Annotated in this window: 14 protein-coding genes and 1 tRNA gene; 9 read left to right on the forward strand and 6 right to left on the reverse strand. The window is 66.3% G+C overall.

Annotated features, from left to right (window positions below; genetic code table 11):
* The first annotated feature begins 294 nt into the window (after window positions 1–294).
* Window positions 295–2,703 (forward strand): TonB-dependent receptor, encoded by a 2,409-nt coding sequence (locus N6H05_RS10310; RefSeq protein ID WP_284113760.1) that lies wholly within the window; start codon window positions 295–297, stop codon window positions 2,701–2,703.
* Here the strand turns inward: N6H05_RS10310 and N6H05_RS10315 are convergent.
* Window positions 2,700–4,115: a helix-turn-helix domain-containing protein gene (locus N6H05_RS10315; protein ID WP_284113761.1), complete on the reverse strand. Its 1,416-nt coding sequence runs from the start codon at window positions 4,113–4,115 to the stop codon at window positions 2,700–2,702. The genes N6H05_RS10310 and N6H05_RS10315 overlap by 4 nt on opposite strands.
* A gap of 140 nt (window positions 4,116–4,255) precedes the next feature.
* Between N6H05_RS10315 and N6H05_RS10320 the strand changes: the two genes are divergently transcribed.
* Window positions 4,256–4,429, forward strand: a complete 174-nt coding sequence (locus N6H05_RS10320) for a hypothetical protein (RefSeq protein WP_004208258.1) — start codon at window positions 4,256–4,258, stop codon at window positions 4,427–4,429.
* Between the two features lie 134 nt (window positions 4,430–4,563).
* Here N6H05_RS10320 and N6H05_RS10325 read toward each other — a convergent pair whose 3' ends face one another.
* The 4 genes from N6H05_RS10325 to N6H05_RS10340 all read right to left on the reverse strand — a co-directional run bounded on the left by N6H05_RS10325 (window position 4,564) and on the right by N6H05_RS10340 (window position 10,159).
* The gene (locus N6H05_RS10325) at window positions 4,564–5,565 is read right to left on the reverse strand and encodes an inorganic phosphate transporter (protein ID WP_284113762.1); all 1,002 of its coding nucleotides are present in this window, start codon (window positions 5,563–5,565) and stop codon (window positions 4,564–4,566) included.
* 15 nt (window positions 5,566–5,580) lie between these two features.
* Window positions 5,581–6,699 carry a DUF47 family protein gene (locus tag N6H05_RS10330; RefSeq protein ID WP_284113763.1) on the reverse strand — a complete coding sequence of 373 codons (1,119 nt, stop codon included), beginning with the start codon at window positions 6,697–6,699 and terminating at the stop codon, window positions 5,581–5,583.
* A 164-nt stretch (window positions 6,700–6,863) separates the two neighbouring features.
* The gene (locus N6H05_RS10335; RefSeq protein WP_284113764.1) at window positions 6,864–8,981 is read right to left on the reverse strand and encodes a TonB-dependent receptor; all 2,118 of its coding nucleotides are present in this window, start codon (window positions 8,979–8,981) and stop codon (window positions 6,864–6,866) included.
* A 209-nt stretch (window positions 8,982–9,190) separates the two neighbouring features.
* Complete coding sequence (locus tag N6H05_RS10340) at window positions 9,191–10,159, reverse strand: LysR substrate-binding domain-containing protein (RefSeq protein ID WP_284113766.1); 969 nt, start codon at window positions 10,157–10,159, stop codon at window positions 9,191–9,193.
* 127 nt (window positions 10,160–10,286) lie between these two features.
* Here N6H05_RS10340 and N6H05_RS10345 point away from each other — a divergent pair, with 127 nt between their 5' ends.
* The 7 genes from N6H05_RS10345 (at window position 10,287) to N6H05_RS10375 (ending at window position 17,996) form a co-directional block, all read left to right on the forward strand.
* Complete coding sequence (locus tag N6H05_RS10345; RefSeq protein ID WP_004208155.1) at window positions 10,287–10,964, forward strand: winged helix-turn-helix domain-containing protein; 678 nt, start codon at window positions 10,287–10,289, stop codon at window positions 10,962–10,964.
* A complete protein-coding gene (locus N6H05_RS10350; protein WP_284113767.1) occupies window positions 10,961–11,980 on the forward strand; it encodes a sensor histidine kinase in 1,020 nt (339 codons plus the stop codon). Before N6H05_RS10345 ends, N6H05_RS10350 begins: the two co-directional genes overlap by 4 nt.
* A 55-nt stretch (window positions 11,981–12,035) precedes the next feature.
* The gene (locus N6H05_RS10355; RefSeq protein ID WP_284113769.1) at window positions 12,036–13,136 is read left to right on the forward strand and encodes an efflux RND transporter periplasmic adaptor subunit; all 1,101 of its coding nucleotides are present in this window, start codon (window positions 12,036–12,038) and stop codon (window positions 13,134–13,136) included.
* A 6-nt stretch (window positions 13,137–13,142) separates the two neighbouring features.
* Window positions 13,143–16,214, forward strand: coding sequence for an efflux RND transporter permease subunit (locus tag N6H05_RS10360; protein WP_284113770.1), 3,072 nt, complete (start codon window positions 13,143–13,145; stop codon window positions 16,212–16,214).
* Window positions 16,211–16,510, forward strand: a complete 300-nt coding sequence (locus N6H05_RS10365) for a DUF3240 family protein (protein ID WP_284113771.1) — start codon at window positions 16,211–16,213, stop codon at window positions 16,508–16,510. Before N6H05_RS10360 ends, N6H05_RS10365 begins: the two co-directional genes overlap by 4 nt.
* Complete coding sequence (locus N6H05_RS10370; RefSeq protein ID WP_284113772.1) at window positions 16,507–17,748, forward strand: TolC family protein; 1,242 nt, start codon at window positions 16,507–16,509, stop codon at window positions 17,746–17,748. The genes N6H05_RS10365 and N6H05_RS10370 overlap by 4 nt, the downstream gene beginning before the upstream one ends.
* A gap of 174 nt (window positions 17,749–17,922) precedes the next feature.
* Window positions 17,923–17,996, forward strand: a tRNA-Gly gene (locus tag N6H05_RS10375).
* A gap of 24 nt (window positions 17,997–18,020) precedes the next feature.
* Here N6H05_RS10375 and N6H05_RS10380 read toward each other — a convergent pair.
* Window positions 18,021–19,013 (reverse strand): LacI family DNA-binding transcriptional regulator, encoded by a 993-nt coding sequence (locus N6H05_RS10380; protein ID WP_284113773.1) that lies wholly within the window; start codon window positions 19,011–19,013, stop codon window positions 18,021–18,023.
* Window positions 19,014–19,057 lie beyond the last annotated feature (44 nt).

Here is a 19,057-nt window from a genome sequence, read left to right on the forward strand (position 1 = left end):
TCATCTCGATCAGTCGACAGGTCGCCATATATCGTCAAAGCGATGCGTCTGAATGTGGCGCGGGAAACGTGAATATTCACGGAAATGACCGATGATATTCGGATCAAAAATACCGTAAATTCGGCGCTTATGTGCAATTGATCAACATGTTGATCTGCAAGTTTTTCTGATGATCATTTGTCCAGTCGATCAATTCGGCGAATTTGCCTGACCATTAGCCTCGGATCATAATCGTCCCGAATGGAATGAGCCTTGCGGCATTGTCGACAAGGCCTGACCCAATGGGAGGATGATATGAAGCAGGCCCTGATCCGCCGTCTGCTGGCGACTGCCGCTGCCGGCCCGGCCCTGATGCTCGCAACCGCACAGGCTCAGGATAGCGCCGCACCCGCACCCCAGGCTGACGCCGGGGCGGGGGAGATCATCGTCACCGCCCGCAAGCGTGACGAGCGGCTGATCGACGTGCCGGTTGCCGTCTCGGCGCTCTCGACCGACCAGATCGAACGCTATGCCACCACGAGCTTCCAGGCGATCAGCCAGCAGGTGCCGCAACTGGTCATCGCCGAATCGCAGAATCAGGTCGGTGGCTCGATCAACCTGCGCGGCATCGGCGCCGGCATCTCCAACCCCTCGACCGAAACCGCCGTGACCCTGAATTTCGACGGCGTGCCGATCAGCTATGGCAACGCCATCCGCCTGGGCCAGATAGACCTTGGCCGGGTCGAGGTGCTCAAGGGGCCGCAGGCGCTCTTCTATGGCAAGAACAGCCCAGGCGGTATCGTCTCGCTCATCTCCCAGGATCCGGGCAAGGATTTCGAGGCGAAGCTGCGCACCGGCTATGAATTCATGGCCGACCAGCGCTTTGTCGAGGCCAGCGCCTCGGTGCCGCTGACCGACGGCCTCGCCGCCCGCGTCGTCGGCTATTATTCCAAGGAGGATGGCTGGTTCCGCAACGTTGCCGAGCCGATCGCCGGCATCACGCCGGGGCGCGGCGCCGACAGCCTCAATTCCGAAGATGTCTTCGTCCGCGGCACGCTCGCCTATGATGCGGGCGGATCGACCCGGATCAAGGCGAAGGTCAATTATGGCCAGCGCGAACGGGACGGCGTCGGTCCCACCGGCCTCAGCCAGATCATCTACTGCCCCGCCGGCGTCAGCCGCTATGGCTCGACCGCCTGCACGCTCAACCGCAATTTCTACGACGCCATCCTCGCGCCGGCGACCGCCGCCAGCGATCCCAGCTATGGCGATGGTGTGCCCTTCATGAAGTCGAAGCAGTTCCTCGCCTCGCTCAGCATCGACCAGGATCTGGGCGACGCCTATACCCTGTCCTCGGTCACCGGCTATTACCGCCTGCGCGAACGCTCGGTCGACAGCTTCACTTTCTCCAACAACCCTTATTTCGGCGCATCGAACGACATCACTGCCAAGGGCTTCAGCCAGGAACTGCGCCTCGCGTCCGACTATGACGGGCCATTGAACTTCCTCGTCGGCGGCTTCTTCCAGGACGCCCATTTCCTGACGCGTCAGGCCTTCACCACCAATTTCGGCGCGCCCTTCGTGGTCGGATCGACCTATTATGACGTCCATACCAAGGCGACCTCGGTCTTCGGCCAGTTGCGCTACAAGATCGCGGAGCTGCTCGAACTGGCTGTCGGCGGCCGCTATAGCTGGGAAGACAAGTCGCTGACCGGCACCTCGCTCGGCAGCCCGATCCAGATTCTCGGCCCCAAGCAGAATTATGCCGATTTCTCGCCCGACGTGACGCTCACCTGGCGCCCCGACAGCGACCGCACCGTCTATGCCGCCTATCGCGAGGGCTTCACCTCGGGCGGTTTCAACACCGTGCCGACGCGTCTGCGCACCGATGCGGACCAGAGCCGCGCCGCGATCGACCTGTCCTATGACCAGATGACCGCGAAGGGCGGCGAGATCGGTACCAAGGGCTATGTCGCCGATCGGCAGATCCTCTACGATCTGGTCGGCTATTATTATAAATATAGCGGACTCCAGTTGTCGCGCTACGATAACGCCTCCTTCACCCAGCTGACCCAGAATGCGGGCGGGGCGGAGATCAAGGGCGCGGAACTCAGCCTCACCATCCGGCCGCGCACGCTGGCGGGCCTGACGTTCAACACAGCGATCGCCTACAACAACGCCCGCTACACCGATTTCATCGGCGGCTGCTATGCGGGCCAGTCGATCGCGCAGGGCTGCAATCTCAATCCGCTCAACCCCAATCTGCCGCAATCGACCTGGGGCACGGCGGCCAATCCCTATCAGAATCAGGACCAGACCGGCCAACGCCTGTTCCGCGCGCCCGAAATCGCGATCACCGGCGGCTTCACCTATGACCACAGCTTCGCCGGCCGGCTCGGTGGATCGCTGTCGGTCGATTTCAATTACAGCAGCGCCTATGTCACCCAGACGGAGGGCAACCCCAAGACGCTGCAGGATGATTATGTCCAGCTCAACGCAGCCCTTTCGATCAATGGCGGCGCAGGCAAGCCCTGGGAATTGTCGCTGATCGGCCGCAACCTCACCAACAAGCTGATCATCGTCGGCGGATCGGTGGTGGGCGCGAGCGCGGCCGGCACCGGCACCAACGTCGTGCGCGAAGGCGACATATTGGGTTCGCTCGGCGCCCCGCGCGCGGTGATGCTTCAACTGACGGTGAAGAGCGGCCTGCTGGGCGGCCGCTAAACCCGCCGGAACGGGAAGGGGCTGGCGGTCCGCTCATAGCTGTGCAGGTCCAGCGCGCGCGTCACCGGCGGCAGTGCCCGGTCCGGGCAGTCGCGCCGCTCGCACAGATGACAGGTCGGCCCCACCGTCACCGCGTCGTCGCGCTCGGTATCGATGCCATCGGCATGGATGATCCGCCCGGCATGTTTCGCCTCGCAGCCCAGCGCAATCACCTGCCGCCCGCGCGCGCCATCGGCACGGGGCAGGGCGATCGCCAGCGTGAGGAAGCGCCGCTCGTCCAGCGTCTCGATCAGTTGCGGCAGCAGGATGTCGGGCGCGTCGGCCGCATGCACGTCCCAGCGCGGGCAGGTGCCGCCATAGCGGGCAAAGGGGTAGGCCTCGCCATCGAAGCGCTTGGACACGATCCCGGCCCGGTCGATCCGCACCATGAAGAAGGGGATGCCGCGCGCGCCGGTGCGGTTGAGGCTGGTGAGCCGATGCGCCAGCTGCTCGGTCGACATGCCGAAGCGGGCGCGCAGCAAGGGAAGGTCATATCGGCTCGCCTCCGCTGCCTGGCGGAACCGGTCATAGGGCATGATCAGCGCCGCGGCGGCATAGTTGGTCAGCGCAATGACGGCGAGCCGGCGGCTGTCCTCGTCCGGCGGTGCCGTGCGCGTCACCTGCGCCGCGATCAGGTCGGCCATCTCCTGCGCGCAGAGCTGATAGGCCATGGCGAACAGCCGCCCCGATGCCGGCAGTTGCTCGCTCAGCATCAGCCGCCGCCGGTGCATGTCATAATGGCGCACCGTCCCGGCCAGCACATCGGCGCGCACCATCTGCACCGCCATGCCGTGCCGCTCCTTCAGGCGCGTGCGCAGCCCGGCTTGCAACAGCGCCGGGTCTTCCTCCAGCTGCGCGGCGATCCCTTCGGCCGCGGCGTCGATTTCGGCGAAATGATTACCGGCCTTGGCTACCGTCTCGCGCCACCAGTCGACCGGCGCGACCAGCGGGGTAGGGGCGGCGCCGCGCCCGCTCGCCTGCATCTGCTCGGGCAGGCGGCGCAGATCGGCCAGCGCGCGGTAGAATCGGCCGATCGCCTCGCTGACGCCGGGATAATTTTCCGCGACTTCCAGCACTTCGTCGCGCGCGATGCCGATGTCGCGCACCAGCGCATCGGACAATATCTCGGCCAGGTCGCTCGCCGCACCGTCCTGGCTGCTGGCGGTGAAGTCGCGAATATCGATGTCATAGGTATTGGCCAGCCGCAGCAGCATCTGCGCTGTCAGCGGCCGCTGGTTGCGCTCCAGATGGTTGAGATAGCTGGGCGACACACCCAGTTCCTCGGCCATGCGCGTCTGGTTCAGCCCCAGTTCGCGGCGCAGCACGCGCAGCTTGGGGCCGAGATAGAGCTTCCGATCGGTCACATCTGCCATAAGGTCATATTGTCATGACTTGACAATATGAACAAGTCGCACCGTGACTTGCGGCCACTCATCGCCCTTCCGCTTTGCCTTCGACCTGTCAATATCGCTGTCATCAACCAGCACAGCCACAAGGCAGGAAGGACAGGAAGATGACGACCGATACGATGGAAGCGCCCCAGCCCGCCCGCTCGCGCGCGGTCTTCAGCCAGGAGGATTTCGGCCTGATCCGCACCGCCATCGCGCACTATCTCAAGGAAGTGCAGGACCAGCCGGAATCGGTCAAATATGCCAATCTCTACCACCGCCTCGGCCGCGTGGCGTAAATCCCGTCATTGCGAGGGCCGCAGGCCCGCGGCAATCCATGGATTGCTTCGCTGCGCTCGCAATGACGAAGGTGGAATAGGAAAAGGGCGCGGGATCACTCCCGCGCCCTTTTCCTTGTCTCGGCCTGCTCCGATCAGAACAAACGCGTCAGGCCATAAAACAGCGCGCCGATCGCGGCCGCCGCCGGCAGGGTCACGACCCAGGCGACGATGATGCTCGACGCCACGTTCCAGCGCACCGCCGACAGCCGGCGGGACGCGCCCACGCCGACGATGGCGCCGGTGATGGTATGGGTCGTCGATACCGGCACGCCCAGATGGGTCGCCATGAACAGGGTGATCGCGCCGCCCGTTTCCGCGCAGAAGCCCTGCGCTGGGGTCAGGCGGGTGATCTTCGATCCCATGGTGTGGACGATCTTCCAGCCGCCCAGCAACGTGCCCAGGCCCATCGCCGCCTGACAGCTCAGCACCACCCACATCGGCACATGGAAGCCGCCGGTCAGCAGCCCCTGCGAATAGAGCAGCACCGCGATGATGCCCATCGTCTTCTGCGCGTCATTGCCGCCATGGCCCAGCGAATAGAGCGAGGCGGAAACCAGCTGCAGCTTGCGGAACACCCGGTCCGCGCCCTGCGGCGTGAACTTGCGAAAGATCCAGCTGATCGCCAGCACCAGTATCAGCGCCAGGAACAGGCCGACGGCGGGCGATATCACGATCGCCGCGCTGGTCTTGAACACGCCGCTCCACACGATGGCCGACAGGCCGGACTTGGCCGTGCCCGCGCCCAGCAGGCCGCCGACCAGGGCATGGCTGGAGGAGGAGGGGATGCCCAGGCCCCAGGTGATGAGGTTCCAGGCGATCGCCCCCATCAGCGCGCCGAAGATCACCGAGGCGTCGATGATGTCGGCGCTGACGATGCCCTTGCCCACCGTCTCGGCGACATGCAGGCCAAAGAAGAGGAAGGCGATGAAGTTGAAGAAGGCGGCCCAGGCGACCGCATATTGGGGTTTCAGAACCCGCGTCGACACGATGGTCGCGATCGAGTTGGCGGCGTCGTGCAGGCCGTTCAGGAAGTCGAACAGCAGCGCAACGCCGATCAGCGCGATCAGCAGCGGGAAGGCGAGATGGGCTTCCATATCCGGTCAGGCCTGTCAGGCGTGGTCGATGACCAGGCCGGAAATCTCGTTGGCGACGTCCTCGAACCGGTCCGTCACCTTTTCCAGATGGCTGTAGATTTCGTTGCCGACGATGAAGTCCATCGGGTTGCCGGCGCGGGCCTGCTGGTACAGGGCCTTGAGGCCCGCCTCATGCAATATGTCGGCATGGCCTTCCAGCTTCACCAGCCGTTCGGTCAGCTCGTGCAGCCGCGCGGAATTGATGTTGAGCGAGCGCAGCAGCGGCATCGCTTCCGCCGTGATCCGCGCGCATTCGACGATCAGCGCGCTCATGTCCTGCATCTGCGGCGCGAAATCCTTGACCTCATAGAGCGCGATCGCCTTGGCGGTCTGGTTCATCTGGTCAATCGCGTCGTCCATCACGCCGATCAGGCCGGTGATGGCGCTACGGTCGAACGGGGTGACGAAGATGCGGCGGACGTCCTGCAGCACGTCGCGGATGATGTCGTCCGCCTCATGCTCGCGGTCCGAAATCTCCTTGATATGCGCGTCCATGTCCGGGCCGCCCTTGAGCAGCTTGGCCAGGGCGTCGGCGCCGGCGACCAGGGTCGCGGCATGGTCTTCGAATTGCTCGAAGAAACGCCCCTGCTTGGGCATCAGCGCGTGAAACCAGCGCAGCATTCCAGTCCTTTCACTTTGCTTCTCGCGGATCGACAGCAGCAACCGGAGGAACCAGCCCGGATCGGCGGGCGGTTCGCGGAAAGCCGCGATGATCGATTGCAGTTCGGGTTCGTCGACGGCCTTTGCGGCTTCGGCGACGGAAAACCAGCGCAGCTCGCGCTGCCCTTTTTCGGGCCATTGCGTCAGATGGCCGGTCACGGCAAGCGGAAAAACCTCGACATTCGCCTCGCGCGACTTGCCGCTGCGCTTGCGCTTGTCATAGCTGTATCGGCCGATCGGCGCGGGACAGGCGATGCCATGGATGCCCGCTTCCTCAAACGCCTCGACTTCCGCGGCACGATGGCCGGCCAGCCCCTTGATGCGATTGCCCTTGGGAATCACCCAGCGCCCGGTGTCGCGCGACGTGATCAGCAGGATCTGCATCGACCCGTCGATCGGGTCGCTGGTATAGGGGAGAGCGGCAATCTGGCGCATTATCGGCGGCTTACGGGCGACCTGCCCGAATCCTCATGCTCTGCCGCAGCGCGTTCCATCGGCGCTATGTAACGAAAATGTCATTTTTTGCAATCGCTCCCTTCGCCCAGAGGGGCAGGCGAAGGGAGCGACCGGCGCCCCGCTGGGCGAGGCCGGGAGGCGGATCAGATCGACAGACGCGCCGTTAGGCGGATGTCACGCCCGGCCAGCGGGGCATAATCCTTGAGGAAGCTCGCCGCGCGCCGCGCCTCGACGTCGAAGATATTGTTCGCCGACAGCATCAGCGTGGTGCGGCTATTGTCCTTGAACGGCTTCCACGCGATCGACGCATTGACCAGGGTGAAGCCGTCGGTGTCGGTTTCCTGCACGGCGGTGCGGTTCTGAGCGAAGCTATGCTCCACCTCGCCGCGAATGCTCAGGCGATCGCCCTGGGCTTCCAGCCCGCCCATCAGGCGCATCGGCGGGATGCGCGGTGCCGGACCATTGTCGATGATGGTGGCGCGGACATAGTCGGCAACGGCATCGGCATTGATCTTGTAGCCGCCGATCTGCCCCAGCTTGACCGTGGCTTCCGCTTCGAATCCCAGATAGCGGGCGTTGGCCTGATGATATTCGAAGCAGGGGAATTCCAGTTCCTCGCCGCCATTCACCGCCATGCAGGCGTCGTCGGCGACCTGGGTGTCGTAAATATAGCCCGAGAACCAGTTATGATAGGCCGACAGCGAGAAGGTGTAGCCCGGCCCTTCGCCGCGTACCGTCCCTTCGATGCCCCAGCTCTTTTCCTTGCCGAAATTGGGGTTGCCCAGTTCGAACGCCTGGGTGCCGGCGTGATTGCCGCGTGCGAACAGTTCCTCGGCCGACGGCGCGCGCTCGGTGCGCGACAGGTTCAGGCCGACGCGCCAGCCCGGCATGATCTGATGGCTGGCGCCGATCGAGCCGGAGAAGGTGTCGAAATTGCGATCATAGGCCGGGTTGAACAGCGTTTCGTCGGCATCGGCACTGACGTCGGTATGTTCGTAACGGCCCCCCGCTTCGACGCGGGTCGATCCCAGGTCGATCGACTGCAGGGTGAAGAGGCCCAACTGGTCGGTCTGGTTGCGGGGCAGGAACTTCTCCTCGCCCACGACATAGAATTTGCGGGTGAAGAATTGCGCGCCGATCGCGCCGTCCCAGCCACCCCGCTTGGTCTGGATCAGTTCCAGCCGCGATTCCATCGACTGGTTGTAGAAGGTGGTGCCGACCTCGCCCGTGTCCTCGATTTCCTGATGCTGATAATCGGCATAGCCTGCGCGCAGCCGGATCGAATCAAGGAAACCGCCATTGACGGGGACTTCGGCGCGCATGTCGACGCGGTCCTGCTTCATGTGCAGCCGCACCTGCTCCGCCTCGCCATCGGGATCGAGCGAATAGCGCACCGGCACGCCATAGAAATTGTCGGTATGGGCGACCGAGAAGCCCAGATTGCCACCGTCGGTGATCAGCGCCGCGCCGGCCGCGATCTCCCAGGTTTCTGCCGCGCTGTTGGGCAGCTTGCCGCGCAGGCCCGACAGGCTCTGGATATCGGGATCGCTGCTCGCCGCTGCCTGCGCACGCAGCGCCGGGGTCAGGATATAGGAACCGGTGTCGAGATCACCGGTCTTGGAATAGCTGCCATCGACATGGACGACGAACTTGTCACCCAGCGGCACTTCCAGTTCGCCCGAGCCGGTGCGCTCGTTCGACGCGCTGCCATAGGTGCCGATCGCGTCGATATGCACCGGCTCGTCGGGCACGCGCCGGGGGATGCGGCTGTCGATCACATTGACGACGCCACCGATCGCGGAGGAGCCATAGAGCAGGGCGGCCGGGCCGCGCAGCACCTCGATCCGGTCGGCGGTCAGCGGGTTGATCGCGACGGCATGGTCGACCGAGGTGTTGGACACATCGAAGCTGCCGATGCCGTCGGTCAGGATGCGCACGCGCTCGCCCTGGAAGCCGCGCAGCACCGGGCGCGAGGCATTGGGGCCGAAGGAGGTGGCCGATACGCCGGGCTGGCGCGCCAGGGTCTCGCCGATGGTCGGCCTCAGTTCACGGGTCAGCTTCTCGCCCGACACGACCGTGGTGCCCGACAATATGTCGCCCTGCTTGCGCGGGATCAGTGCGGTGACGACGATCGCGGGCTGGTCGTCATGATAGGCCTGGTCGCCGGCGTCCGGGGTGGGGGCGGTCTGCGCGAGGGCGGGAAAGGCAAGGCAGAGCGCGGACAGGGCGCAGCCGGCGCGCAGCGGCGAGGAGCGGAACATCAGATAAGTCATCCTAGCAGGGGGAGCGGATGGCTGTCGTCTATCGGTCATGATACATCATATCAAGACCCATTTGTGCGGCTTGTCGCGGCTCTATTGCGATGCAGCGATATTATTGCCGACTGTGGCTTTCGTGCATCGGCGCGCGCGCTGGCGTGCGATCCATCATCAAAGACGGGGCGAGACCGGATTCCCGCAATGCAATCAGTTCAGAGGAACAGGAAATCCGCCAGCGCCTGTACGCCGGGGCGCGACAGCGATCGTTCATTGACGGTCTGGCGCACCTCGATTGCGGGCAATGGCACGTCCAGCGCCAGCCGGCGAATGCCGCTCATCCGGCCCAGGTCGCGCGCCATCGGGCCAAAGGCGGCGAAACATCCCGCGCCTTCGCGCAGGGCGGTGATGATGTCGAACATATTGTCGGTTTCCAGCATCACCGGGCCGAGCCGCGCGTTGCCGCGCGCCAGCGCTGCGTCGATGATCGGGCGCAGCCCGTTGCGTGGATCGACTGCCAGTTGCGGGGTTATGGTCAGGTCGCCGCGCGACACGCTGCCCGCGCGCGCCAGCGGATGGTCCGCCCCGGCATAGAGATTGACCTGTTCCGACCAGCCATAGCGGGACGGCAGACCGGCCGGTTCCTCCAGCGCATAGAAATAGGCGATGTCGGCGCGCAGCGATTCGATCGCCCGCGTCGCCTCGACCGCCGACTGGACGCTCAGGTCCAGGGTGATGGCGATATCGTCATTGGCCGCCTCGAACGCGGTCAGTGCATCCTGGAAATGGCCGAACACCGGCGCCGGCGTCGCCAGGATGATGGCGCGATTGGCGGGCGGCGGCGTCGCCGGCAGCGACGGCAATTGCGCGTCCGCGTCCAGCAGCAGCTCCGGCGGCGGGGCGGGTTGTGCAGCAGGGGCGGGCGCCGCTTCCTCGGCCCAATCGTCGGGATCGTCCTGCGCCAGCAGGGTCATCGCCTGCGCCGTGCGCCGTCCCGCCGGGGTTAGCCGCGCCGCGCCGCGAATATCGTCGAACAACCGATAGCCCAGCCGCATTTCCAGCGACGCCATGTCGCGCTCGATCGCAGCGGAAGAAACGCCCAGCGTCTGTGCACAGCGCGTCAGGCTGCCTGCGGCCACCATCTGCGCAAAAATGTCGAGTTGGCGCAGGGATGGGTTTGTCATGGCCGAGCGATAGAGCAAAGACGAGGCCGGGTTAAGAGGCGTTCTCGCCCATTTACCATCAATGCGCTGGCGGGCGAGCTGCACAAAGGAGTTGCTCCCGATCGCGCAGCCATGGATGTAGCAGCGCATGCGTCTCTTGCTGGTGGAAGATAATGGTCGCCTTGCCGACCTCCTCGTGGCGGGGCTTGGCCGGCGGGGCTTTAGTTGCGACCATGCCGCCAGCCTGGCCATGGCGAGCGAGGCGATCGCGGCGCAGGTTCATGATGTGCTGATCGTCGATCGCGGTCTGCCCGATGGCGACGGCATTGCCTGGCTGCGGGACATCAGGCGGCAGGGGCATATGCAGCCTGCCCTGGTCCTGACGGCCCGTGACGCGCTGGAGGACCGCGTCACGGGCCTCGATGCCGGCGCCGATGATTATGTGGTGAAACCCGCCGATGTGGACGAGATTGCCGCCCGCATCCGCGCGCTGATGCGCCGTCCGGGGCCGCGTGCCCAGACCGAATTGCGCTTCGGCCCGCTGCTGGTCGATTCGGCGCGGCGTATGACGCTGTGTGCTGGACAGGCGATCGATCTGTCGCGCCGCGAGACCGACCTGCTGGAACTGCTGCTGCGCCAGGCCGGCGCCGTGGTCCGGCGCGAAAGCATCGAAAGCGCGCTCTATTCCTTTGCCGAGCCGGTCACCCCCAATGCGGTCGAGGCCACGGTGTCGCGCCTGCGCCGCAAGCTGGAGGAGGCTGGCGCGCGCGGCATGCTCCATACCGTGCGCGGCGTCGGCTATATGCTGCGGGAGCCGGCGGCATGAGCCAGCGTCGCTCGATCGCCCGTCGCCTCTTCATCGGCCTGTCGATCGTCGGCTTCATCGGCACCACGCTGCTGCTGGTCTTCATCATCAACGAACATCGGCAAAGCTTCACCGCGCTGGGCGACCCGGCCGCTGCCCGCCATGCCTTTCGCGAACTGTTCGAGCATGTGATCCTGCCGATCCTGGTGCTGATCATCCCGATGGGCATGGCCAGCCTGATCGTGATCCGTCAGGCGTTGGCGCCATTGGGAGAGGCGGTCGCGCAGTTGCAGGTGGCCGAACGCCATCAGCGCGGCGTGCTGATCGATCATGCCGCCTTCCCGACCGAGGCCGTGCCCTTCGCCCAGGCCGTAAACCGCCTGCTCGGCCAGCTTGACCAGGCGGCGCGCGACCATGAAGCGTTCGCCGCCGATGTCGCACATGAACTGCGCACGCCGCTCGCCGTGCTGGCGCTGGAACTGGACGGGCTCGACCATCCCGACGCGCCGCGTCTGCGCGCCGAGGTGATCGCGATGCGCCGCCTGATCGACCAGTTGATGCTGCTCGCGCGGGTCGAGGCGCAGAGCGTGGCCCAGTCGATCCGCGACAGCGTCCGGCTGGAGGATGTCGGGGCCGACATTGTCAGCCTGATGGCGCCCGGCGCGATCGCGGCCGACAAGAGCCTGTCGCTGACCCGCGTCGGCGATGTCGCGCCGATCATGGGACAGCGTGAGACGGTGGCGGCGGCGCTGCGCAACCTTGTCGAAAATGCGCTGCGGGTGACGCCGGCGGGTGGCGCCGTCACCGTGATCGCCGGTCCCGGCCCGCGCTTGCGGGTGAAGGATGGCGGCACCGGCCTTACGCCCGAGCGACTGGCCGAACTGGTCCAGCGCCATCGCCGCGCGGATCATGCCAGCAGCGAAGGCGCCGGGCTGGGGCTGGCGATTGTCGCCCGCATCATGGCGGCGCATGGCGGTACCCTCTCCAGCGTGGCCGATGCACAGGAACTGGTGCTCGACTTCGCGTCGCCGCGTTGATCGTCCGAAAACCTCTCGTCAGGGTCTCGTCAGTTTGATCCCATAGGGCGGGGCCATGGTCCCGCTATTCCGATTCGTGCGCCTGCCCGGCGCCCTCGCCCTCCTGACGCTTGCCGCCTGTTCGGGGGAGCAGGCCGCGCCCGCCAATGACAGCGCTGCGGCGCGGCCGGCGGACGGATCGATCCCGCTGACGGCGGACAATATCGCCCGGCTGGGTCTGAAATTCGGCGCGGCCGTCGCTGCCACCGAGGCGCCGATTGCGGTCGTGCCCGCGCTGATCGCGCCGCCGCCCAACGCCCGTGTCGCGGTCGCCGCCACCTTCCCCGGCGTCGTCACCCGCATCCTGGTGGTCGAGGGCGAGGAAGTGCGGCGCGGCCAGCCGCTGGCGATCGTCTCCAGCCGCGATGTCCTGTCCATGGGCGCAGACCTCAATCGCGCGAGCGCGCGGCTGGGCGTGGCGCAATCGAGCGCCAGCCGCCTGTCGCAACTGGAACGCGAAGGCATCATCGCTGGCGCCCGCGCGGACGAGGCCCATGCCGTGCTGGGCGAGGCCCGCGCCGATGTGTCGGAAAAGAGCCGCATCCTGACGATGGTGAACGGATCGGGCGCCAGTGGCACCTACACGCTGACTGCGCCGATCGCCGGCCGCGTGACCAGCGCCACCATCCATGCCGGCAGCGTCGTCGATGGTACTACTGCTCCCTATGTGATCGATGCGGCCGGCCAATATGAAGCACAGGCGCAATTGCCCGAGCGGCTGGCGGGTCAGGTGAGGCCCGGCATGACCGTGGCGCTGGGCGATGATTTGCGCGGCACCGTGACCGCGGTCGGATCGACCATCGATCCCGCCACCCGATCGGTAACGTTGAAGGCCAAGCTGCCGGCCGGCCCCGGCGCCATGGCCGGCCGCGCCACCAGCCTGTCGATCTTCGGCCCGGCACCGACCGGTGCCGCCATGGTGCCCGCCGCCGCCGTCACGACGCTGCCCGGCGGTGACATGCTGTTCGTGCGCACCCGCGCCGGCGTCATTGCGCGCCCGGTCAAGGCCGGCGGCAAGGATGGCGATCATGTCCTGATCCTCTCCGGCGTGAAGCCGGGCGAACAGGTCGTCGTCGCGGGCACCAGCGCGCTCAAGCCGCTGGCGATGGGCGAGTAAGGCGGGATGCTCAAATCGCTGGCCGCTTGGGCGCTCTCCTATCGCCTGATCGTCATCGCGCTCGCCCTGCTGACCGCCGGGCTGGGTGCCTGGGCCTTCGTCAACCTGCCGGTCGATGCCTATCCCAACATCGCCCAGACCCAGGTGAAGGTGATCCTCAAGGCGCCCGGCATGACGCCGGAAGAGGTGGAAAGCCGCGTCATCACTCCGATCGAGATGGAGATGCTGGGCATTCCGGGGCAGGCGATCCTGCGCTCCTCGGCCAAATATGCGATCGCCGACATCACCATCGATTTCGTCGATGGCACCGACATCTACTGGGCGCGCCAGCAGGTCGCCGAACGCCTGTCGGGCGTGATGGGCGATCTGCCCCCGGCGGTATCGGGCGGCATGGCGCCGATCTCGACGCCATTGTCCGACATCTTCATGTTCACGATCGACGGGCCTTTGAGCCTGGAGGAAAAGCGGACCCTGCTCGACTGGACGATCCGGCCGGCATTGCGCACCGTGCCGGGCGTCGCCGACGTCAACGCGCTGGGCGGTTATGTCCGCACCTTCGAGGTGCGGCCCGATCCGATCGCGCTCGCCAGCGCGGGCCTCAGCATCGCGGATCTTCAGGAAGCGATCGAGCGCGGCAACCGCAATGACGGCGCGGGCCGCCTGTCGCAGGGCGAGGAATCGCTGATCGTCCGGGCTGTCGGTGCGATCCAGTCGGAAGCGGACCTCCAGTCGATGGTGATCGCCACCCGCAACGGCCGCATCGTCCGCATGGGCGATGTCGCGACCGTCGGCACCGGCAGCCTGACCCGCTATGGCGCGGTCACCGCTAACGGGAAGGGGGAGGCGGTGCAGGGGCTGGTGATCGCGCTGCGCGGTGCCGATGCCCGCGCCGTGGTCGATGGCGTCAAGGCGCGCGTCGCCGAACTGGAAAAGACCCTGCCGCAGGGCACCACGATCGCCGTCTTCTATGATCGCTCCGACCTGATCGGCCGCGCCGTCGGCACGGTGGAAAAGGCGCTGATCGAGGCGACCGTCCTGGTCGTCATCCTGCTGATCCTGTTCCTGGGCGACTGGCGTGCGGCGGCGATCGTGGCCGCGACCCTGCCAATGTCGGCGCTCGTTACCTTCCTGATGATGCGCGGCATGGGCCTGTCGGCCAACCTCATGAGCCTGGGTGGCCTCGCCATCGCCATCGGCATGCTGGTCGACGGCGCGGTCGTGGTGGTCGAAAATATCGTCGAGCGGCTGAACCATGCGAAGGATGACGGCCCGCCCCGGCTGCACAATGTCTACCGCGCCACCGGCGAAGTCGTGGTGCCGGTGTCGGCCGGCATCGTCATCATCGCGCTCGTCTTCCTGCCCCTGCTCTCGCTCGAAGGGCTGGAGGGCAAGCTGTTCGCCCCGGTTGCGCTTACGATCATCTTCGCGCTGGCAGGATCGCTGCTGATCGCGCTCACCCTGGTGCCGGTGCTCGCCTCGCTCGGCCTCAAGGCCGGCCATCATGGCGAACCCTGGATCATGCGCAAGCTGACGCCGCGCTATCGGGCGCTGCTCGACGGTGCCTTTGGCCGCAAACGGCTGGTCTATGGCCTGGCCGCGCTCGGCCTGGTGCTGGCGGGCCTGGCCTATGGCGCGGTCGGCAAGACCTTCATGCCGTCGATGGATGAAGGCTCGGTGATCGTCCAGACCGCCAAGCTGCCGACCATCAATCTCGACCAGTCGGTGCTGGGCGACACGGCGGTGCAACAGTCGCTGATGAAGGATGTGCCCGAAATCGCGCAGATCATCGCCCGCGTCGGCACCGACGAGATCGGCCTTGACCCGATGAGCCCGAACGAGACCGACAGTTTCGTGGTGCTGAAGCCGCAGAAATTATGGCGCGGCGACAAGGATTTCGTCGTCGATGAAATCCGCAAGTCGCTCGACAGGCTGCCGGGCATCGAACCGACCTTCACCCAGCCGATCGAGATGCGCGTTTCGGAAATGCTGACCGGATCGCGCGGCGACCTTGCCGTCAAGATTTTCGGCCCGGACCTCGCCACCCTGTCGGACCTGGCCGGACAGGTGCAGAAGATATTGTCGAAGACGCGCGGCGCTTCGGAGGTGATGACGGTCGCCAACGACCATGTCGACTATCTCCAGCTCGATATCGATCGCGCCGCCGCCGGCCGTTTCGGCATGCCGATCGACCAGATGCAGGACACGCTGCGCGCCCAGATCGAGGGCGTGCATGCCGGCGTCGTCGCCGACGGGCAGAAGCGCGTGCCGATCCTGGTCAAGGGCGACGAGACGATCCGCAGCGACGCGACCCGCTTTGCCGACCTGCCGCTGCGTACCCCCGACGGCACCGTCGCGCGGGTCAGCGACATGGCGCGGGTCGAGCGCACCGAGGGGCCGGTCAAGCTCGACCATGAAAATGGCTCGCGCTACGCGCTGGTCCAGGCGTTCGTCTCCGGCCGCGACCTCGTCGGCTATGTCGATGAGGCGCGCGCCACCGTCGATCGCGAGATCAAGATGCCGGCCGGCTATCGCATGGTCTGGGGCGGCCAGTTCGAAAATCAGCAGCGTGCCTCCGCCCGGCTGATGCTGGTCATCCCGGCCGCGCTGCTGCTGATCCTGCTGGTGCTGCTCATGACCCTGCGCTCGATGCGCGCGTCGCTGCTGATCCTCGCCAACATCCCCTTCGCCATGGTTGGCGGCATCATCTCGCTCTGGGTGTCGGGCCAATATCTCTCCGTGCCCGCCTCGGTCGGCTTCATCGCCCTGCTCGGCATTGCCGTGCTCAACGGCCTCGTCCTCGTCGCCTATTTCCGGCAGTTGCGCGAAGAAGGGCAGAGCATGGCCCGGGCCGTGCGACTGGGCGCCGAACGTCGGCTGCGCCCGGTGCTGATGACCGCCAGCATCACCGCCTTCGGCCTTGTCCCGCTGATGTTCGCGACCGGGCCGGGGTCGGAAATCCAGAAGCCGCTCGCCATCGTGGTGATCGGCGGGCTGATCAGTTCGACCCTGCTCACCCTCATCCTCCTGCCCATCCTGTTCGAGCGCTTCGGTGAAGGCGCCACGGAAGCCCAATCATGACCGACATGTTGCTGACCTTCTATTGCGCCGCGATCGACCGCGATGGCGTGGCCGATGCCCTGCGCAGCCGCACCCCGGCGCCGCTCCATCTGCGCGACGAGCAGGTGCTGGGCCGCGATTTCGGCGATGCCGGCGCAGGCGAGCAGGTGCGCGGCACGCTGCGCCGGGCGGCGATCGACCTGATCGTGGCGGGGGATGATATCGACCCGCTGGTCGCCGCCGTCACCGATGCGCGGCGTGGCCATCCGGTCCGCTGGCACGCCTGCCCGGTCGCGGTACGGGGGCGCATCGCATGATCCGCGCGCTTCTCCTGACGGCCACCGCCCTCATCACCACGCCGGCTTTCGCCCAGCGCACCGACCTGCCGCCCGAACCCTTGGTGGTCGAAGCGCTTGATAGCCATCCCGCCGTGACCGCAGCACAGGCGCGCGTGCGCTCGGCCGAGGCCGGCGCCGCCATGCTCCGCCGGGGCAGCCATGAATTTACCTTCCAGGGCACGGTGTCGCGCCGCTCGGCCGAGGGGGAGGGCGATTATGGCGAATATGATGTCAACCTCACCCGCCCGTTCCGCCTGCCCGGCAAGGCGTCGCTGGACCGCAAGGCCGGCGAACTGGGCGTCGAAGTCGCCCATAATCTGATGGAGGATGTGCGGCATCAGACCGCGCTCACCTTTTCCGATCTTTGGCATGACTGGCTGGTCGCCAGTGCTCAGCATCGCACTGACCTCGATTCCGCCGCCAGCCTGACGCAGGATATGGCGGCCGTGCGTCGCCGCGCCCAGTTGCGTGATGCGTCCCTGCTGGACGTGGACCAGGCTGAAGCCGCGCTGGCCCAGGCGGAGGCACAGGCCGCAAGCTCCCGCGCGGCGCGGGATGAGGCGCGGGTGAAGCTCGCTGCCGGCTTCCCCGGCCTTGCTCTGCCCGAAGAAGCGCCCTTGCTTGCCGATCCGGCCATGCCCGCCACGGGGCTGGAGGATCTGCGCAATCTGGTGATCGAGCGCAGCCATGAAATTCGTGCGTCGGAACGGGAGGCGCAGCGGCTGGCCATGGTCGCTCGCCGCGCTTCGGCCGATCGCTTCGCTGACCCCTCCTTCGGCGTGCGCGTCTTCAGCGAACGGGGTGGGCTGGAAAAGGGCGTCGGTCTGGTCGGCTCCATTCCTCTGGGCGGTGGCTATCGCCGCGCCGCTCATGATCAGGCGACAGCGGACGCCAGCGCGGCCGAACTGGAACTCGCCCGCGTGCGGCGCGAGATAGAGGCGACCGCCGCCGCCGATCTCAGCAATGTCCGCGCCCGCGAAGCGGTCTGGCGCAGCATGGCAAACGCCGCCGCCAGCGCCGCCGCCGCCGCGACCCGGACTAAGAGGGGGTATGAACTGGGCCAGATCGACCTCGCCGATACGCTGCTTGCCCGTCGTCAGGCGAACGAGAGCCGCCGTCAGGAAATCGACGCCCGCGCCACCCTGCTGCGCGCGATCCTACGCATCCAGATCGACGCGCATGAGGTCTGGACCGCGCAGGAAGGGCATGAGGATTAAAGGAGGGGCAGGGGGCCGATGTGTCACGGCTCCTGTAACACGGCCCCTGTAACAAGGTTGACGGGTGGATCATGCTGCATTATCCGCCCGTCCAGCAGCCTGTCGGAACGCCGACGGCAAGAAGGCGGAATGGCCCTGGAAAAGCCGATAAATTCTGAACTTCTTCAACAGGTTGCGGGTATAGCTCAATGGTAGAGCACTAGCCTTCCAAGCTTGTGATGCGGGTTCGATCCCCGCTACCCGCTCCAATTCTTCCCTGCACCAGTCCCGCTTTACGCCGCCGCGCCGGTGCTGCCGCGCGCGACCAGCGAGAAGGTGAAGCGTGGCGGTTCGCCCGGACCATTGATCAGCGCGTCGATCGCGGCGCGGCCCATATGGTCCAGCGGCTGGCGCACGGTGGTCAGCGGCGGCCAGCTGGTGCGGCTCGCGGGCGTATCGTCGAACCCGGCCACCGACAGATCCTCGGGCACGCGCAGGCCCAGGTCATGCGCCAGCGTCAGCACGCCCAGCGCCATCGGGTCGTTGGTCGCAAAGATCGCGGTCGGCCGGTCGTCCCGCTGCAACAGCGCCTGAGCGCAGGCGATGCCGGACGCGAAATCGAAACTGCCCTGCATGAACAGGCTGTCGTCGATCGGCAGGCCGGCCGCCGCCATCCCCTCGCGAAAACCCTCGACGCGCTGCAGCGCCGCCTTGTGGGTCGGGGGCGGGGTGATCACCGCGATCCGCTTATGGCCCAATGACGCCAGATGATCGGCCACCATCCGTCCGGCGGCATGTTCGGGCGTCGGCATGTTGATGCCGCCCCTGGATGCGTCCGCCGTGCCGGCAATCCGTGCGCAGGGCAGGTTCATTTCCGCCAGCCGGTCGAGCAGCAGCGCGTCGTCGGACAGCGGCGGCACCAGGAACACGCCGTCCGGGCGCAGCGCCGCGACCAGCCGGTCCAGCACTTCGATCCGCTCCTCGCCGCCGTCGGAAATCGGCTCCACCACCAGATGATAGCCAAGGTCGCGGCAGCGCGCCGCTGCACCCGACTGGATGCCGCCGGTATAGGCGGGGGCGGGGTTGCTGTAGAGATAGGCGATCATGAACGACCGGCCACCGGCCAGCCGCCGCGCCGACTGGTTGGGGCGATAGCCAAGTTGCTCGATCGCTGTATTCACCCGTTCGCGCAGTTCGTCGCTGACGTTCGGTGCCTTGTTGACAACGCGGGACACCGTCTTGATCGAGACTTTGGCAAGGGCGGCGACGTCATGGATGCTGGGCATGATTTTCCTGTATGGCCGGGCCGAAGGCGACTGGTGCTGCCGCG

This window comes from Sphingobium sp. WTD-1, assembly GCF_030128825.1.
In the GTDB taxonomy this organism is placed as follows: Bacteria; Pseudomonadota; Alphaproteobacteria; order Sphingomonadales; family Sphingomonadaceae; genus Sphingobium.

Excerpts from the sequence above, each read along its gene's own strand:
- N6H05_RS10310 (WP_284113760.1), top strand. The coding sequence starts at position 295 with ATGAAGCAGGCCCTGATCCGCCGTCTGCTGGCGACTGCCGCTGCCGGC.
- N6H05_RS10315 (WP_284113761.1), bottom strand. The coding sequence starts at position 4,115 with ATGGCAGATGTGACCGATCGGAAGCTCTATCTCGGCCCCAAGCTGCGC.
- N6H05_RS10320 (WP_004208258.1), top strand. The coding sequence starts at position 4,256 with ATGACGACCGATACGATGGAAGCGCCCCAGCCCGCCCGCTCGCGCGCG.
- N6H05_RS10325 (WP_284113762.1), bottom strand. The coding sequence starts at position 5,565 with ATGGAAGCCCATCTCGCCTTCCCGCTGCTGATCGCGCTGATCGGCGTT.
- N6H05_RS10330 (WP_284113763.1), bottom strand. The coding sequence starts at position 6,699 with ATGCGCCAGATTGCCGCTCTCCCCTATACCAGCGACCCGATCGACGGG.
- N6H05_RS10335 (WP_284113764.1), bottom strand. The coding sequence starts at position 8,981 with ATGTTCCGCTCCTCGCCGCTGCGCGCCGGCTGCGCCCTGTCCGCGCTC.
- N6H05_RS10340 (WP_284113766.1), bottom strand. The coding sequence starts at position 10,159 with ATGACAAACCCATCCCTGCGCCAACTCGACATTTTTGCGCAGATGGTG.
- N6H05_RS10345 (WP_004208155.1), top strand. The coding sequence starts at position 10,287 with ATGCGTCTCTTGCTGGTGGAAGATAATGGTCGCCTTGCCGACCTCCTC.
- N6H05_RS10350 (WP_284113767.1), top strand. The coding sequence starts at position 10,961 with ATGAGCCAGCGTCGCTCGATCGCCCGTCGCCTCTTCATCGGCCTGTCG.
- N6H05_RS10355 (WP_284113769.1), top strand. The coding sequence starts at position 12,036 with ATGGTCCCGCTATTCCGATTCGTGCGCCTGCCCGGCGCCCTCGCCCTC.
- N6H05_RS10360 (WP_284113770.1), top strand. The coding sequence starts at position 13,143 with ATGCTCAAATCGCTGGCCGCTTGGGCGCTCTCCTATCGCCTGATCGTC.
- N6H05_RS10365 (WP_284113771.1), top strand. The coding sequence starts at position 16,211 with ATGACCGACATGTTGCTGACCTTCTATTGCGCCGCGATCGACCGCGAT.
- N6H05_RS10370 (WP_284113772.1), top strand. The coding sequence starts at position 16,507 with ATGATCCGCGCGCTTCTCCTGACGGCCACCGCCCTCATCACCACGCCG.
- N6H05_RS10380 (WP_284113773.1), bottom strand. The coding sequence starts at position 19,013 with ATGCCCAGCATCCATGACGTCGCCGCCCTTGCCAAAGTCTCGATCAAG.